Origin of the sequence: Burkholderia sp. Bp9015 (genome assembly GCF_003853505.1) — a bacterium.
Taxonomy (GTDB): Bacteria; Pseudomonadota; Gammaproteobacteria; order Burkholderiales; family Burkholderiaceae; genus Burkholderia.
Map to the genome: position 1 here is coordinate 491590 of NZ_QTPZ01000001.1, position 14843 is coordinate 506432.

12 protein-coding genes are annotated in these 14843 nt (G+C 69.9%); 6 read left to right on the plus strand and 6 right to left on the minus strand.

The annotated features are described in order from the left end of the window. Positions 1-107: 107 nt before the first annotated feature. Positions 108-1235 (minus strand): FAD-binding oxidoreductase, encoded by a 1128-nt coding sequence (locus DIE12_RS02160; RefSeq protein WP_124519672.1) that lies wholly within the window; start codon positions 1233-1235, stop codon positions 108-110. Then, positions 1232-2164 carry a 4-hydroxyproline epimerase gene (locus DIE12_RS02165; protein ID WP_124485087.1) on the minus strand — a complete coding sequence of 311 codons (933 nt, stop codon included), beginning with the start codon at positions 2162-2164 and terminating at the stop codon, positions 1232-1234. Before DIE12_RS02165 ends, DIE12_RS02160 begins: the two co-directional genes overlap by 4 nt. A gap of 613 nt (positions 2165-2777) precedes the next feature. Between DIE12_RS02165 and DIE12_RS02170 the strand changes: the two genes are divergently transcribed. The 4 genes from DIE12_RS02170 to ilvD all read left to right on the plus strand — a co-directional run bounded on the left by DIE12_RS02170 (position 2778) and on the right by ilvD (position 9261). Further along, positions 2778-4403: an APC family permease gene (locus tag DIE12_RS02170; protein ID WP_044842883.1), complete on the plus strand. Its 1626-nt coding sequence runs from the start codon at positions 2778-2780 to the stop codon at positions 4401-4403. A gap of 71 nt (positions 4404-4474) precedes the next feature. Beyond that, entirely contained in the window at positions 4475-6067 is a 1593-nt protein-coding gene (locus DIE12_RS02175; RefSeq protein ID WP_124519673.1) for an aldehyde dehydrogenase (NADP(+)), read from the plus strand. Next, positions 6060-7082, plus strand: coding sequence for an Ldh family oxidoreductase (locus tag DIE12_RS02180; RefSeq protein WP_124519674.1), 1023 nt, complete (start codon positions 6060-6062; stop codon positions 7080-7082). Before DIE12_RS02175 ends, DIE12_RS02180 begins: the two co-directional genes overlap by 8 nt. A gap of 319 nt (positions 7083-7401) precedes the next feature. Then, the gene (gene ilvD / locus DIE12_RS02185; protein WP_044842880.1) at positions 7402-9261 is read left to right on the plus strand and encodes a dihydroxy-acid dehydratase; all 1860 of its coding nucleotides are present in this window, start codon (positions 7402-7404) and stop codon (positions 9259-9261) included. 211 nt (positions 9262-9472) lie between these two features. On the opposite strand, the gene DIE12_RS02190 is transcribed toward ilvD, so the two are convergent. Together DIE12_RS02190 and DIE12_RS02195 are read right to left on the minus strand one after the other, a co-directional pair. Then, on the minus strand, positions 9473-10267 hold the full coding sequence (locus DIE12_RS02190; RefSeq protein ID WP_124519675.1) for an SH3 domain-containing protein: 795 nt from the start codon (positions 10265-10267) through the stop codon (positions 9473-9475). A 33-nt stretch (positions 10268-10300) separates the two neighbouring features. Next, the gene (locus DIE12_RS02195) at positions 10301-10735 is read right to left on the minus strand and encodes a hypothetical protein (protein WP_124519676.1); all 435 of its coding nucleotides are present in this window, start codon (positions 10733-10735) and stop codon (positions 10301-10303) included. A gap of 308 nt (positions 10736-11043) precedes the next feature. Between DIE12_RS02195 and DIE12_RS02200 the strand changes: the two genes are divergently transcribed. Next, positions 11044-12606 (plus strand): sigma-70 family RNA polymerase sigma factor, encoded by a 1563-nt coding sequence (locus tag DIE12_RS02200; RefSeq protein WP_124519677.1) that lies wholly within the window; start codon positions 11044-11046, stop codon positions 12604-12606. A gap of 187 nt (positions 12607-12793) precedes the next feature. Beyond that, positions 12794-13672 carry a helix-hairpin-helix domain-containing protein gene (locus DIE12_RS02205; RefSeq protein ID WP_124519678.1) on the plus strand — a complete coding sequence of 293 codons (879 nt, stop codon included), beginning with the start codon at positions 12794-12796 and terminating at the stop codon, positions 13670-13672. An 87-nt stretch (positions 13673-13759) separates the two neighbouring features. Here the strand turns inward: DIE12_RS02205 and DIE12_RS02210 are convergent, their stop codons facing one another. After that, on the minus strand, positions 13760-14185 hold the full coding sequence (locus DIE12_RS02210; RefSeq protein ID WP_044843992.1) for a helix-turn-helix domain-containing protein: 426 nt from the start codon (positions 14183-14185) through the stop codon (positions 13760-13762). A 133-nt stretch (positions 14186-14318) separates the two neighbouring features. Then, positions 14319-14759 (minus strand): MarR family winged helix-turn-helix transcriptional regulator, encoded by a 441-nt coding sequence (locus tag DIE12_RS02215; protein WP_124519679.1) that lies wholly within the window; start codon positions 14757-14759, stop codon positions 14319-14321. Positions 14760-14843 lie beyond the last annotated feature (84 nt).

A 14843-nucleotide genomic window follows, 5' to 3' on the forward strand; every position in this document is an offset into this window, starting at 1 on the left:
GAGCCTCCGGCGGGCCGCCCCCGCGGGGGGCGCCTTGCATGGGACCGGGGCAAGCGCTGAAGCGCCAACTCCGGTCGATGGCGAACGAAGTGTGCGTGGGGGTCGTTTCATGTCAGCGCTCCAGCTACGGGGGACGTCGTCAGGAAACGTCCCGGCAAATACGGTTCGATGTCGATGGGCGGCCGCTCGCCGGTCATCAATGCGGCGACGAGCCGCGCGCTGCCCGGCGCGGTCGTCACGCCCAGCCCTTCGTGCCCGACCGCGAGCCATACGCCCGGCCGCGCCGGATGTTCGCCGAGCAGCGGCAGGCCGTCGGGGCTCGCGGAACGGAAACCCGTCCATGCGCGAATCCCGTTCAGATCGGCCAGGTCGGGCAAATAGCCGGCCGCGCGGCGCAGCATCCGCGCGAGCACCGGCGGCTCGATGCGCGCGTCCTCGGTATCGAACTGGCGCGACGAGCCGATCAGCAGCTGGCCGGTCGGCCGCGGCTGCACGTTGAACGCGACCGACGTGCCGTCGCTCGCATGCGCGCTCGCCGCATAGCCTAGTTCGACGAGCTGATGCGACACCCGGCCCGGATAACGATCGGTGATCAGCAGATGCCCCTTCTTCGGGCGCAGCGGCAACTCGGGCAACAGCGTGCGCGCGGCGACGCCGTTCGCGACGACCACGCGTTCCGCGTGCAGCGTGTCACCGCTCGCGAGCGTCACGCTCGGACCATCGACCGCCACCGCGCGCTCGCGCCGCAACGTGATGCCCGGCGCGCGCTGCAGCAGCCAGCTCGCGGCGACGGGCGCATAGAGAATCGCGTCGCCGGGGATCTTCAGCGCGCCGCCGAGGCCCGCGCGCAGCATCGGCTCGAGTTGCGCGAGCGTCGCCGCATCGATCAGTTCGCCCGCGACGCCATGTGCGGCGAGCGTCGCCTGCTTGGTGCGCGCGAGGTCCATCTCGCTGGAATCGGCCGCGAGCCACAGCGTGCCGCAGTTGCGGTACGCGCAGCCTTCCGGCATCTCGCCGGCGAGCGCGCGCCACAGCTCGATCGAGTAATGGCTCAGCGCGAGCTCCGCCGCGTTGTCGTCCATCGCGACGAGGTGCCCCATGCCGGCGCCGGTTGCGCCGCCGCTCGCGTCATCGACGACGAGCACGCGCAGCCCGCGCTGCGCGAGTTCGTGCGCACACGCCGCGCCGACGATGCCGGCGCCGATCACGACGACGTCGGTCCTGATTTCGCTCACGACACGATGCCCCAGCCGAACGGATCGTCTTCCTCGATCAGCAGCGTCGCTTCCGCGCTGAGGTGCGCGCTGCCGCGGATCGTCGGCACGATGCCGCCGTCGGCCTGCGCATAGCTCGCCTGGAACACGCTGCCGATCACGCTCGCCTGCCGCCACACGACGCCCGGCTCGAGCTTGCCGTCGGCCGCGAGGCACGCGAGCTTCGCGCTCGTGCCGGTGCCGCACGGCGAACGGTCGTACGCGTGGCCCGGGCACAGCACGAAGCTGCGGCTGTCGTGCTCGGGATCGTCAGCGAACAGTTCGATATGGTCGATCTCGCCGCCGTTCGCGCCGGTGATGCCCGCGCGCTCGAGCCCCGCGCGCACCGCGGACGAATAGGCGGTAAGCGCCGCAACGTTGTCGCCGGCCACGCGCTGGCCGTGATCGCTGATCAGGAAGAACCAGTTGCCGCCCCACGCGATGTCGCCCTTCACGGGGCCGTAGCCCGGCACGTCGACATCGACGGCCTTCGCATGGCGATACGCGAGCACGTTGCGCACGCTGACCGACAGGTCGTCGTGCAGCGTCGCCTCGACGGTGCCGACCGGCGTTTCGATCCGGTGCACACCCGGCTCGATGCGGCCCATGTGATGCAGCGTGCGCACGACGCCGATCGTGCCGTGCCCGCACATTCCGAGATAGCCGCTGTTGTTGAAGAAGATCACGCCGGCCGCCGCCTCCGGCGACACGGGCTCGCACAGCAGCGCGCCGACCAGCACGTCGCTGCCGCGCGGCTCGAGAATGCACGCGGTGCGATAGCGATCATGCTCGCGCGCGAGCACGTCGCGGCGCTCGGCCATCGTGCCGTTGCCGAGCGAGGGGAAACCGGACACGACGAGCCGCGTGGGTTCGCCGCCCGTGTGCGAATCGATGATCTGGATGCGCTTCATCATGAGCCGTCCGATGTGGGGAAAAGAGCATAGCTTCCTCCGTCGCGCGTCCGTCCGCTTGTGGCTTTTCGATAAGGACGGCGACGAAATCGGCATAGTGCGAAGCACCCTTCGCGGCCCTTCCGGCCACTATGCCGATTTCGTCATTTTGCTCCGCGATCCGGCTCAAGCGTGATGGGTGTTTGCACGGCGATACTGGTTGCACGTCGACACGCCTGTCGTCGACCGATACGAAGCAGGAGATTGCAGTGAGCCGAAACGCCATCCAGCGGACCGGAGTTTTCCCCGCCCTCAGCAACCGGTTCGCACCGGGCGCTTCCATCGCTTTCGACGCCGCGCGCCGCGCCGATCGGAATCGGGCGAACCGCTGACCGCGCCGACCGATTTCCCCCCCGGCGGTGCAACGGCATCCCCCGTCGCATCGCCGCTTCCGGTCCGGCATGGCTCGCGCGGGCCGTTCGCTGCGGCGCCAACCCGCGCCGCGCATGAACGGCCCCCGGCCCGCGCCGGTCGCTCGAACCGGTCGCACGCCGGCCGGCAGGTGTTGCGCCGCTGCCCCGTCGGAGCGCAGCGCAAGCCACACCTGCACCGATATTTCCCAGGAGACAAACCCATGCCAGGCCAAGGCAACACACACCCGTCCGTCCCGCTTTCCCGTTCCGTGCCCGCCGACGGCGGTCACGGCAAATTCAAGAAGCAGTTGTCGCTGACCGACCTGACGTTCATCGGCCTCGGCGCGATTTTCGGTTCGGGGTGGCTGTTCGCCGCGAGTCACGTGTCGACGATCGCCGGCCCGGCCGGCATCTTCTCGTGGCTGCTCGGCGGCTTCGCGGTGCTGCTGCTCGGTATCGTCTACTGCGAGCTCGGCGCCGCGCTGCCGCGCGCGGGCGGCGTGGTCCGCTACCCGGTGTTCTCGCACGGCCCGCTGCTCGGCTACCTGATGGGCTTCATCACGCTGATCGCGTTCTCGAGCCTGATCGCGATCGAAGTGGTCGCCGCGCGCCAATATGCGGCCGCGTGGTTTCCCGGTCTCACCAAGGCCGGCTCGAGCGACCCGACCACGCTCGGCTGGCTCGTGCAGGCCGCGCTGCTGTGCTTGTTCTTTTACCTGAACTATTCGAGCGTGAAGACGTTCGCGAAGGCGAACAACATCATCAGCATCTTCAAGTTCATCGTGCCGCTGTCGGTGATCGCGGTGCTGTTCACGTTCTTCAAGCCCGCCAACCTGACCATGCACGGCTTCGCGCCGTTCGGCATGCCGGGCATCGAGATGGCCGTGTCGGCCGGCGGCATCATCTTCGCGTACCTCGGCCTCACGCCGATCGTGTCGGTCGCGAGCGAAGTGCGCAATCCGCAGCGCACGATCCCGATCGCGCTGATCCTGTCGATCCTGCTGTCCACGCTGATCTACGTGCTGCTGCAGCTCGCCTTCATCGGCAGCATCCCGACCGACATGCTCGCCGCCGGCTGGCACGACGTGAGCAAGGCCTTCTCGCTGCCGTACCGCGACATCGCGCTCGCACTCGGCGTGGGCTGGCTCGCGGTGATGGTGGTGGCCGACGCGATGATCTCGCCGAGCGGCTGCGGCAACATCTACATGAACGCGACGCCGCGCGTCGTCTACGGCTGGGCGAAGACGGGCACGTTCTTCAAGGTGTTCACGCGTGTCGACGAAGCGTCGGGCATCCCGCGCGCGGGCCTGTGGCTCACGTTCGGCCTCGCGATCTTCTGGACCATGCCGTTCCCGTCGTGGGAAGCGCTGATCAACATCGTGTCGGCCGCGCTCGTGCTGAGCTACGCGGTCGCGCCCGTGTCGGTCGCCGCGCTGCGCCGCACCGCGCCCGGCCTGCCGCGGCCGTTCCGCGCGGTGGCGTTCGGCATCACCGGCCCCGCGTCGTTCGTGATCGCCGCGCTGATCGTCTACTGGTCGGGCTGGAGCACGGTGTCCTGGCTGCTCGGCCTGCAGATCGTGATGTTCGTGATCTATCTCGCGTGCCGCCGCTGGGTGCCGACGGCGCACCTGAGCATCGCCGAACAGGTGCGCTCGTCCGCGTGGCTGATCGCGTTCTACGCGGCCATGATCGTGCTGTCGTACTTCGGCGGCTTCGGCGGCACGGGCCAGCTCGCGCATCCGTACGACACGGTCGTCGTCGCGGCCGTCGCGCTCGTGATCTTCTACTGGGGCGCCAACACCGGCATCCGTTCCGACAAGCTGCAGCTCGAAGACGACGAAGACTGACGCACCCGCTTTCCCCTTTCCACTCCGGCCGGGCGCATCACGTCCGGCCCCGCATTTTCCGAGGAAGAACCATGCAACTCACAGGTCAGCTCCTGATCGGCCAGTCGGCCGTCGCCGGACAGAACGGCACCCTTCACGCGATCGCCGCCGCGACCGGCGAACCGCTCGAGCCCGCGTTCGGCGGCGCGAGCCTGCACGACCTGGAGACGGCCTGCGCGCTCGCAGACGAAGCCTTCGACACGTATCGCGAAACGGGCCCCGAGCAACGCGCCGCGTTTCTCGACGCGATCGGCCGCAACATCATGGCGCTCGGCGACGACCTGATCGAGCGCTGCGTCACCGAAACGGGGCTGCCGCGCGCACGCATCGAAGGCGAACGCGGCCGCACGGTTGGCCAGCTCGCGCTGTTCGCGTCGCTCGTGCGCGACGGCGGCTACGTCGATGCGCGCATCGACCCGGCCCGCCCCGACCGCAAGCCGCTGCCGCGCGTCGACCTGCGCCTGCGCAACGTCGCGATCGGGCCGGTCGCCGTGTTCGGCGCGTCGAACTTCCCGCTCGCGTTCTCGGTCGCGGGCGGCGATACGGCATCGGCACTCGCGGCCGGCTGCCCGGTGATTGTCAAGGCGCACTCCGCGCACCCGGGCACGTCCGAGCTCGTCGGCCGTGCGATCCAGCAGGCCGTGCGCGAATGCGGGCTGCCGGCCGGCGTGTTCTCGCTGCTGTTCGATGCGTCGCGTGAAATCGGCCAGGCGCTCGTCGCCGATCCGCGCATCAAGGCCGTCGGTTTCACCGGCTCGCGCCGCGGCGGCGTCGCGCTGATGAACATCGCGGCCGCGCGCCACGAGCCGATTCCGGTCTATGCGGAAATGAGCTCGATCAACCCGGTGCTGCTGTTCCCGGCCGCGCTCGACGCGCGCCACGACACGATCGCGCCGCAGTTCGTCGCGTCGCTCGCCCTCGGCGCCGGCCAGTTCTGCACGAACCCGGGCCTCGTGCTCGCGGTCGACGGCCCCGCGCTGCGCGCGTTCGAAGCCGCGGCGGCCACCGCCGTGCAGGCGACCGCCGCGCAGACGATGCTGACGCCGCACATCCACGCGAGCTATGCGCAAGGCGTGGCCACCCTGCGCGCGCACGACGCGGTCGAGTTGCTCGCGGAAGGCGTGGAAGGCGGCCGCTACCAGGCGCGCGCGGCGCTGTTCGCGACGTCGGCGGACGCGTTCATCGCCCACCCCGAACTGCGCGACGAAGTGTTCGGCCCCGCGTCGCTGATCGTGCGCTGCCCGGATGCCGACACGCTGCATCACGTGCTGAAGTCGCTCGAAGGCCAGCTGACCATCGCCGCGCATCTCGCCGACGGCGACGCCGCGCTGTTCGCCGCGCTGCGCCCGACGCTCGAGCGCAAGGCCGGCCGCATTCTCGTCAACGGCTTCGGCACGGGCGTCGAGGTCGGTCATGCGATGGTGCACGGCGGCCCGTTCCCGGCCACGTCCGACACGCGCACGACGTCGGTCGGCGCACGCGCGATCGAGCGGTTCCTGCGCCCCGTGTCGTACCAGGACGTGCCGGACGCGCTGCTGCCGGACGCCATCCGCAACGGCAACCCGCTGAACGTGCCGCAACGCATCGACGGCGTGCCCGCGCCGCGGGAAGCGCGCGATGTCTGAGCCGCTCGCCGAAGTCGTCCTGTCGCTCGACGAGGTGTACGCACTCGCGCTACGGGTGCTGACGCACCACGGGATGTCCGCTGCGCACGCGCAGGCGATCGCCAGCGTGATCACGCAGGGCCAGCGCGACGAGTGCCACTCGCACGGCGTGTACCGGCTGCTCGTGTGCGTGCGCTCGCTGAAGAAAGGCAAGGTCGATCCGCAGGCGGTGCCGACGCTGCGCCGGCTGTCGTCGTCGATCGTCTCGGTCGACGCGCATCGCGGCTTCTCGTTGCTGAGCTTCGAGACCGGCCTGCCGGTGCTCGTCGAGATGGCGAAGCAGCACGGGATCGCCGCGATGACGATCAACCGCTGCTACCACTTCTCGGCGCTGTGGCCCGAGGTCGAGGCGATCGCCGCCGAGGGGCTGGCCGGCATCGCGATGAACCCGAGCCACAGCTGGGTCGCGCCGGAAGGCGGCCGCGAACCGGTGTTCGGCACCAACCCGATCGCATTCGCGTGGCCGCGCCCGGACGGCGTGCCGTTCGTGTTCGATTTCGCGACCAGCGCGATCGCGCGCGGCGACATCGAGCTGCATGCGAAACAGGGGAAGGCGATCCCGCCGCACTGGGCGATCGACGCCGATGGCCAGCCGACCACCGACCCGAAGGCCGCGCTGCAGGGTGCGATGCGCACCTTCGGCGGGCACAAGGGTTCGGCGCTCGCGGCGATGGTCGAACTGCTCGGCGGCGCGCTGATCGGCGACATGACGAGCCAGGAGTCGATGGATTTCGACGAAGGCGTCGGCGCGACGCCGTGCCACGGCGAACTCGTGATCGCGTTCGACCCGAAGGTGTTCCTCGGCGACGAGCTCGACGCGGGCCTCGCGCGCGGAGAGCGGATGTTCGCGTCGATCACCGGGCAAGGCGCGCGGCTGCCGTCGCAACGGCGCTTCGATGCCCGCGCGCGCAGCATCGCGCACGGCGTGCGGATTCCGCAGGCGCTGTACGACGAAATCCTGACGCTGCTCGACTGACGCGCGATCGGCGGGTACGGCGCACGGCTTCATCGTCGGCAGAACGGGCGATGACGCCGCCGCCCGGCTCCGCCGGCGATGGCCGGCGTCCGCCTTCGTGCCTGGTGCGCCCGGTTCGCCTTCACGCTCGGCGCACCGAAGCGCTGTCCGGCGCACCACGCCACCCGCGCCCTCGCCCGCGGGCGCCGCACGCCCGGCGGCTGTGGGATAATCGCCGAGTTTGCCCAGGGCGCAGCTCAAGAGGTTGTTCGCACGGGCGCGCGAGAGGCCTTTATTCCCGTGCCTCCACCCTTTTCCGCGATATTTCTTCAGCCATACCATGCCCACATACCGTTCCAAAACTTCCACCGCCGGCCGCAACATGGCAGGTGCGCGCTCGCTGTGGCGCGCCACCGGCATGAAAGACGACGATTTCTCGAAGCCGATCATCGCGGTCGTCAACTCGTTCACGCAGTTCGTGCCCGGGCACGTGCACCTGAAGGATCTCGGCCAGCTCGTCGCGCGCGAGATCGAGGCCGCCGGCGGCGTCGCGAAGGAATTCAACACGATCGCGGTCGACGACGGCATCGCGATGGGCCATGACGGCATGCTCTACTCGCTGCCGAGCCGCGACATCATCGCCGACTCGGTCGAGTACATGGTGAACGCGCACTGCGCGGACGCGATGGTCTGCATCTCGAACTGCGACAAGATCACGCCGGGGATGCTGATGGCCGCGATGCGCCTGAACATCCCGGTGATCTTCGTGTCGGGCGGCCCGATGGAAGCCGGCAAGACGCGACTCGCGAACCCGGTCACCAAGGCCATCGAACTGAAGAAGCTCGACCTCGTCGACGCGATGGTGATCGCGGCCGACCAGTCGTATTCGGATGCCGACGTCGCCGAAGTCGAACGTTCGGCGTGCCCGACCTGCGGTTCGTGCTCGGGCATGTTCACCGCGAACTCGATGAACTGCCTGACCGAAGCGCTCGGCCTGTCGCTGCCCGGCAACGGCACGGTCGTCGCGACGCACGCCGATCGCGAGCAGCTGTTCAAGCGCGCCGGCCGCCGCATCGTCGAGCTGACCCGCCAGCACTACGAGCAGGACGACCTGCGCGTGCTGCCGCGCTCGGTCGGCTTCAAGGCGTTCGAGAACGCGATGACGCTCGACATCGCGATGGGTGGTTCGACCAACACGATCCTGCACCTGCTGGCGATCGCGCAGGAAGCCGGCATCGACTTCACGATGAAGGACATCGATCGCCTGTCGCGCAGCGTGCCGCAGCTGTGCAAGGTCGCGCCGAACACGAACAAGTACCACATCGAGGACGTGCACCGTGCCGGCGGCATCATGGCGATCCTCGGCGAGCTCGACCGCGCCGGCAAGCTGCACACCGACGTGCCGACCGTGCACGCGCCGTCGCTGAAGGACGCGCTCGACCAGTGGGACATCGTCCGCACCGAAGACGAAGCGGTCCGCACGTTCTACCTGGCCGGCCCGGCCGGGATCCCGACGCAGGTCGCGTTCAGCCAGGACACGCGCTGGCCGAGCCTCGACCTCGACCGCGCCGAAGGCTGCATCCGCTCGTACGAGCATGCGTTCTCGAAGGAAGGCGGCCTCGCCGTGCTGACCGGCAACATCGCGCTCGACGGCTGCGTGGTGAAGACGGCCGGCGTCGATGAAAGCATCCTCGTGTTCGAGGGCTCGGCCCACGTGACCGAGTCGCAGGACGAAGCGGTCGAGAACATCCTGAACGACAAGGTCAAGGCCGGCGACGTCGTGATTGTCCGCTACGAAGGCCCGAAGGGCGGCCCCGGCATGCAGGAAATGCTGTACCCGACGAGCTACATCAAGTCGAAGGGCCTCGGCAAGGCATGCGCGCTGCTGACCGACGGCCGCTTCTCGGGCGGCACGTCGGGCCTGTCGATCGGTCACTGCTCGCCGGAAGCGGCGGCGGGCGGCGCGATCGGCCTCGTGCGCGACGGCGACAAGATCCGCATCGACATCCCGAACCGCACGATCGACGTGCTCGTTTCGGACGAGGAGCTCGCACGGCGCCGCGAGGAGCAGAACGCGAAGGGCTGGAAACCGGCGCAACCGCGCCCGCGCAAGGTGTCCGCCGCGCTGAAGGCCTATGCGAAGCTGGTGATGTCGGCCGACAAGGGCGCCGTGCGCGACCTGTCGCTGCTCGACGACTGACGCGCGGCGGCGGGCCGCACGACGGGCCCGCCCGCCTCGATCGGGAGCCGCTCTCCGGAGCGGCATCGGACTGCTGACGAACCCCACGTTTTTCGGAGCGTGGGGTTTCGTTTTTCCAGGAACAGGCTTGCAGGGGCGTGGTGAGCGGGCCGGCCGATCCGTTTTTCGTCCGGCGCAGGCCAAGGGCCGCGGCACCGCTGCCGTCGGCCGGTCAACGGCGAAACTCGTCGCTGCTCCCCCCACCGCCGCCACCGCCGTGGTTCCCGCCGCCGTTTCCGCCGCCCTGCGGCCGTGCGCCGCCGTAACCCCCACCACCCTGATGCGTCGGCGGCACCATCATCCGGGCCGCGCCACCGCCCGGTGCGGGCGGTGACGATGGCGGCGGTGGCGCCGGCTGACGGGCAGCCGCGCCAGGCATCTGCGCGGGCGCGGCCTGCGGCGCCGGCGCGCGGTTCGGGCCGTTCCAGCCGCCGCGCGTGGCCGACGGCCGTGCATCATGCCGCTCGGGCGGCTCGCCGCCCGGCGCGCGCTGAACCGGCCCGCCCGGCTGCGGGCGCCCGTAGGCCGGCGGCATCCCGCCGGGGCCGATGCGCGGCTCGGCACGATGCTCCCAGCGGTCGCGATCGTGAAACCACGGCCGGTGGCGGTAGTAGCGATCCCAGTACGCGCCGATCGCGAACCCGGTCACCGGCACGCCGATGATCGCGCCGTATTCGAGCAACGGCACGTAATTGCCCTGATACGGATAGTCGAGCTGCTCCGCGTCGATCCAGCCGCGCACGCCCGGCAGCGCGACGTCGCACCATGAGTAATCGCTCAGGCAGCCGAACACGTCCAGCGCGGTGCCGGGCGGGACCTCCGCGACGACCGGATAATCGGGCGCCGGCCCCGCATAGATTTCGGCCCCGGAATTCGTATAGGCGCTGCTTTGCGCGTCGGCGAGGCCCGGTATCGCGGCGAGACCGAACAGGACGACGCACAGTCTTCGGATGATCGTGTTGCTCATGTTGCTCTCCCGCGCGGTGCCGCCGCGCGTCGGTCAATGTCGATGGCCCCCGCCCCAATGCCCGCCTCCCCAGTGGCCGCCGCCCCAGGGACGGCGCCAGTACCCGCCGCGGTAGCCGCCGCCCCAATGCCCCCAGAAGCCGAGGCCGATCGTGACGGGCGGCCCGTACCAGCCCGGGTAATACGCGGGATAGTAGGCCGGGTAAGGCACATAGACCGGCGCGGCATATACCGGAGCCGGCGCGTCGGCGTAATCGTCCGCCGGCAGCGGCACGGCCGGCACCGCGGGTGTCGACGGGGCAACCGGCCCGGCATTTGCCGGCGCTGCCGGGAGTTCGCGCTGCGAAACCGTGGCAGGCGCGGGTGCGTAATACGGCGCATAGCCGTACGGGCTCGTGTAATAACAACCGCTCAGCGCGAGCATGGCCAGTGCCATGACGGCAGGCCTCGCGGCGGAAATCGGGTTCATTTCATGCTCCGAAGGAATCCGCGCGTCGCTGCGTGGCGCGCGCCTGACTCTAGCTTACGTCCCCCGCATATTTCTGCGGGTTTGATCCGTTACTTTTTGTTTCCACGGGTCGAATCCGGGTCGCAACCGGGCGGGCATGCCGCATGCTCGCGCGTCAGCCGCGCCGACGTTGAAGTTGACGCAAATGCCCTCAACTTGAATATCGAGTCAGGCTGGCCGGCGCGGACGGGCGTTCGCGGCCTCCGGGAGCCTGAAACCCGCGGACTTCGGCCCGCCCAGACAGGAACGCGGCTCACGCCGTCATCGACATGACTACGCCACGCCCCACGCTTCGGGCGGACACGCCCCTCGATCCGATCATCCAGCTGCTGGCGCTCGCCGGCGAACAGGGTTATCTGACGCACGCCGACCTCGTCGACGCGCTGCCGCCGGAAAGCGACAGCCCCGACGCGCTGGACGTCGTGCGCGCCGCGCTCGCAGACATCGGCATCGCCGTGCTCGACGAGCCGGCCGCGCCGGTGCCGTTCGCGGGCGCGGCGCCGGTCGACGTCGATCGCGACGCGCTCGACGAGGGCCGTGCGCTGCTCGGCGATCTGGCCCGCGGCACGAGCGCATCGACCGATCCGCTCGCGCTCTACATGCGGCGCATCCATGCGGTGCCCCTGCTCAAGCGCGAGGACGAAATCGTGCTGGCCCGCGAGATCGAAACGGGCCGCCATCAGATCCTGCACGCGCTCGCCGGCTGTCCGGCGGCCGTCGAGGCGCTGCTCGCGCGCCACGGCGCGACGGGCGCAACCGGCGCGGCCGCCAACGAAGGCGATGACATCGGCGACGGCGAAGGCAACGCACCGGTGCCTGCACGCTACGACACGCTGCAGGACGCGGTGACGGCCGTGCGCCGCGCATTGCACGCGCAGGGCTGCCGCTCGGCCGAATACCGCGACGCGCGCAACCGCCTGGCCGCGCTGCTCGGTTCGCTCGCGTGGGTGGCACCGGCCGTCGACGACGCAAGCCGCGTCGTGCGCGCACTGGCCGCCGCGCCGGTCGACGCCGCGACGGACGCCGCCGCGGGCACCGACGCCGCGTGCTTCGACACGGTCGCGCGGCGTGCGCTCGGCGCCGCGCTGAGCGACGGCCAGCAGAAGGTGCGCGACGGTACGCGCGCGATGCTCGAGGCGAACCTGCGGCTCGTGCTGTCGATCGCGCGCAAGTACATGAACCGCGGCGTCGACCTGCCCGACCTCGTGCAGGACGGCTGCCTCGGCCTGATGCGCGCGATCGAGAAGTTCGAATACCGGCGCGGCTTCAAGTTCTCGACCTACGCGACCTGGTGGATCCGGCAGGCGGTCGCGCGCGCGGTGGCCGATCGCGCGCGCACGATCCGCGTACCGGTGCACGTCGGCGACCAGTACCAGCGCGTGCATCGGCACGCACTGCGCTTCCGCCAGCGCACCGGCCGGCGCGCGACGCCGGCCGAACTCGCGGCCGAAACCGGGCTCGCCGAGGACAAGCTGCGCGCGGTGCTCACGCTCCCTGCCGAGCCGGTGTCGCTCGACACGCCGCTGCCCGACGCGGACGCCGGCCTCGTCGACCTGATAGAGGACCAGGCATCGGCGAGCCCGTTCGAGCAGCTGGCCGACACGCGGATGCGCGAATGCGTGACGTCGCTGCTGCGCTCGGTCACGCCGGCCGAGGCCGACGTGCTGCGCCGCCGGTTCGGCCTCGGCGGCGCCGAGCCCGACACCTACGACGCGATCGCGCAGGACGCGGGCATGTCGCGCGAACGCGTGCGGCAGATCGAGAAGCGCGCGCTCGCCGCGCTGCGCACGGCCGCGGAGGCGGAAGGCGCGCAGACGTTCCTCGAAGCGTGACGCATCGCACGTTCGTGCCGCGACCCGGCACGAACGTGCGCGGCCCGCTTCCGCCTGTGCAACGTTTGCTATTGATGCACATCAAGTTTTGTTCGTCGCCGGCCCTGACAATGTGTTGAAATAAAAAAATGCGACCGGCGCGTTATCCGCCGTGTCCATTCCGTTTGCACATCCCCGGGCTCCGCACATGCAAACGACCATCGGCCAGACACACGAGGAAAACCGGCAAATCGCGGCCTGCCTGCGCGAAGCCGCGCAGTTGCTTGCCGAACAGGGGGCGAATCCTTATCGGGTTGCCGCCTACCGCGCGTCGGCCGACACGATCGCCTCGCTCGAAGACGGCATCCGCACCCGCTTCGACGCGGGCGGCGTCGATTCGCTCGCCGCACTGCCGGAGATCGGCACGGGCGTCGCCCAGGCGATCGCCGAACTGCTGGTGACCGGACGCTGGCGCCTGCTCGACCGGCTGCGCGGCGACGCGGAGCGCGCGTCCGCATTCGAAGCCGTGCCGGGCATCGGCCACGCGCTCGCGCTGCGGATTCACGACCAGTTGCACATCGATACGCTCGAGGATCTCGAACGCGCGGCCCGCAGCGGCCAGCTCGAAGCGATCGCGGGCGTCGGCCCGCGTCGCGCGGCCGGCATCCGCGCGGCGCTCGACGACGTGCTGACCCGGCGCCGGCGCTGGCAAGGCCACGCGCGCAACGCCGATCTCGGCACGGAGCCGCCGGTCGAGCTGCTGCTGTATATCGACCGCCTGTACCGCAACAAGGCCGCCGCCGGCATCCTGCCCACGCTCGTGTCGCGTCGGCTGAACGCGGACCTGAGCGTTCAGCCGCCCGTGATGCACATGACGAAAGGCGGCTGGCATTTCACCGCGCTGTGCCCGTATCCCGTTCGCCCGCAGGAGTCCACCCGCACCGCCGACTGGGTCGCGCTCTACTTCTACGATGCGCTGCAATGCGAGTACCAGAGGACGGTCGTCACCGAAACGCTCGGCTCGCTCGTCGGCAAGCGCATCGTGCGCGGACGCGAGATGGAGTGTCGTGTGTATTACGCGGGATGATCCGCTCGGGGGCGCCGGCCGCCGCGGTACGGCCGCCCCGCCGCCCGCCCGCGCGCGCCGTTCCGGCAAACCGGACCGCTTGACCGCTTACGTGCCGTCCGTCTTCGTGCGGCGCACCGGATGACGATGCGCGGCGATGCGCAGCAGCTTGCGGAACGACGGACACTCGAGATGACTCGGCGCCGGGCACACGGCCGCATGTCGCAACGCATCGCGCACCGCGCCGAGACGGCGGATCGTGCGGTCGAGCTCGTCGGCCTTGTCGTCGAGTTTCGCGCGATCGAGCGCGAGCCGGCCGTCCGCGCCGAACATCGCGACGATGTCGTCCAGCGAAAAGCCGGCCTCGCGGCCGAGCGCGATCAACGCCAGGCGCTCCAGCACCGATTCGTCATACTGGCGCCGCAGCCCGTGACGGCCGGTCGGCACGATCAATCCCTTTTCCTCGTAGTAGCGCAGCGTCGACGCGGGCAATCCCGAGCGGCGCGCGACATCGGCGATGTCCAGACGGCTCATGCTTGATCTCAAGTGAACTTGAGGTTGCAAGATAGCGGCCCGCCCCCTCCGACACAAGCCCGGACCGCCCCGCCGTTGTCGCAGCCGCCCCGCCGTTGCCGGCCGATTCGGCGGCGCCGCGCCCGCGCCCGCGTCATTCGCCGCCGCTGTCGATCAGGTTGTGACGCACGCGCCCGAGCAGGCGCACGAGCGTGTCGCGGTCGTCGCGCGTGAAACCGCGCAGCCCGTCGTCGGTGACGGTGTCGCCCACTTCCAGCATCTGCGGAAAGATCTCGCGCGACTTGTCGGTCAGCCGGATCACGAACGCGCGGCGATCGTCGTCGTTCGCGATGCGTTCGATCCACCCGCAGCTTTCCATCCGGTCGAGCAGCCGCGTCAACGAGATCGGCGTGATCTCGAGCCATTCCGCGAGCCGCGCCTGATTCATCTCGCCCTTCCATGTCAGGTACGCGAGCACGCGGCTTTGCGCGCGCGTCAGCCCGATGCGCTTCGCGCGCCGGTCGAACAGGCGTCCTTGCAGGCGGGCCACGTCGGAAATCAGGTAACCGATCCGGTTCTCGTAGGTCTTGTCCATGCGGCGATTATAGGGGCAGGCCGCGAATGACCCCCGGCTCGGATCAAGCGATGAGCACAAACATAATAAGCATGCTTATAATTC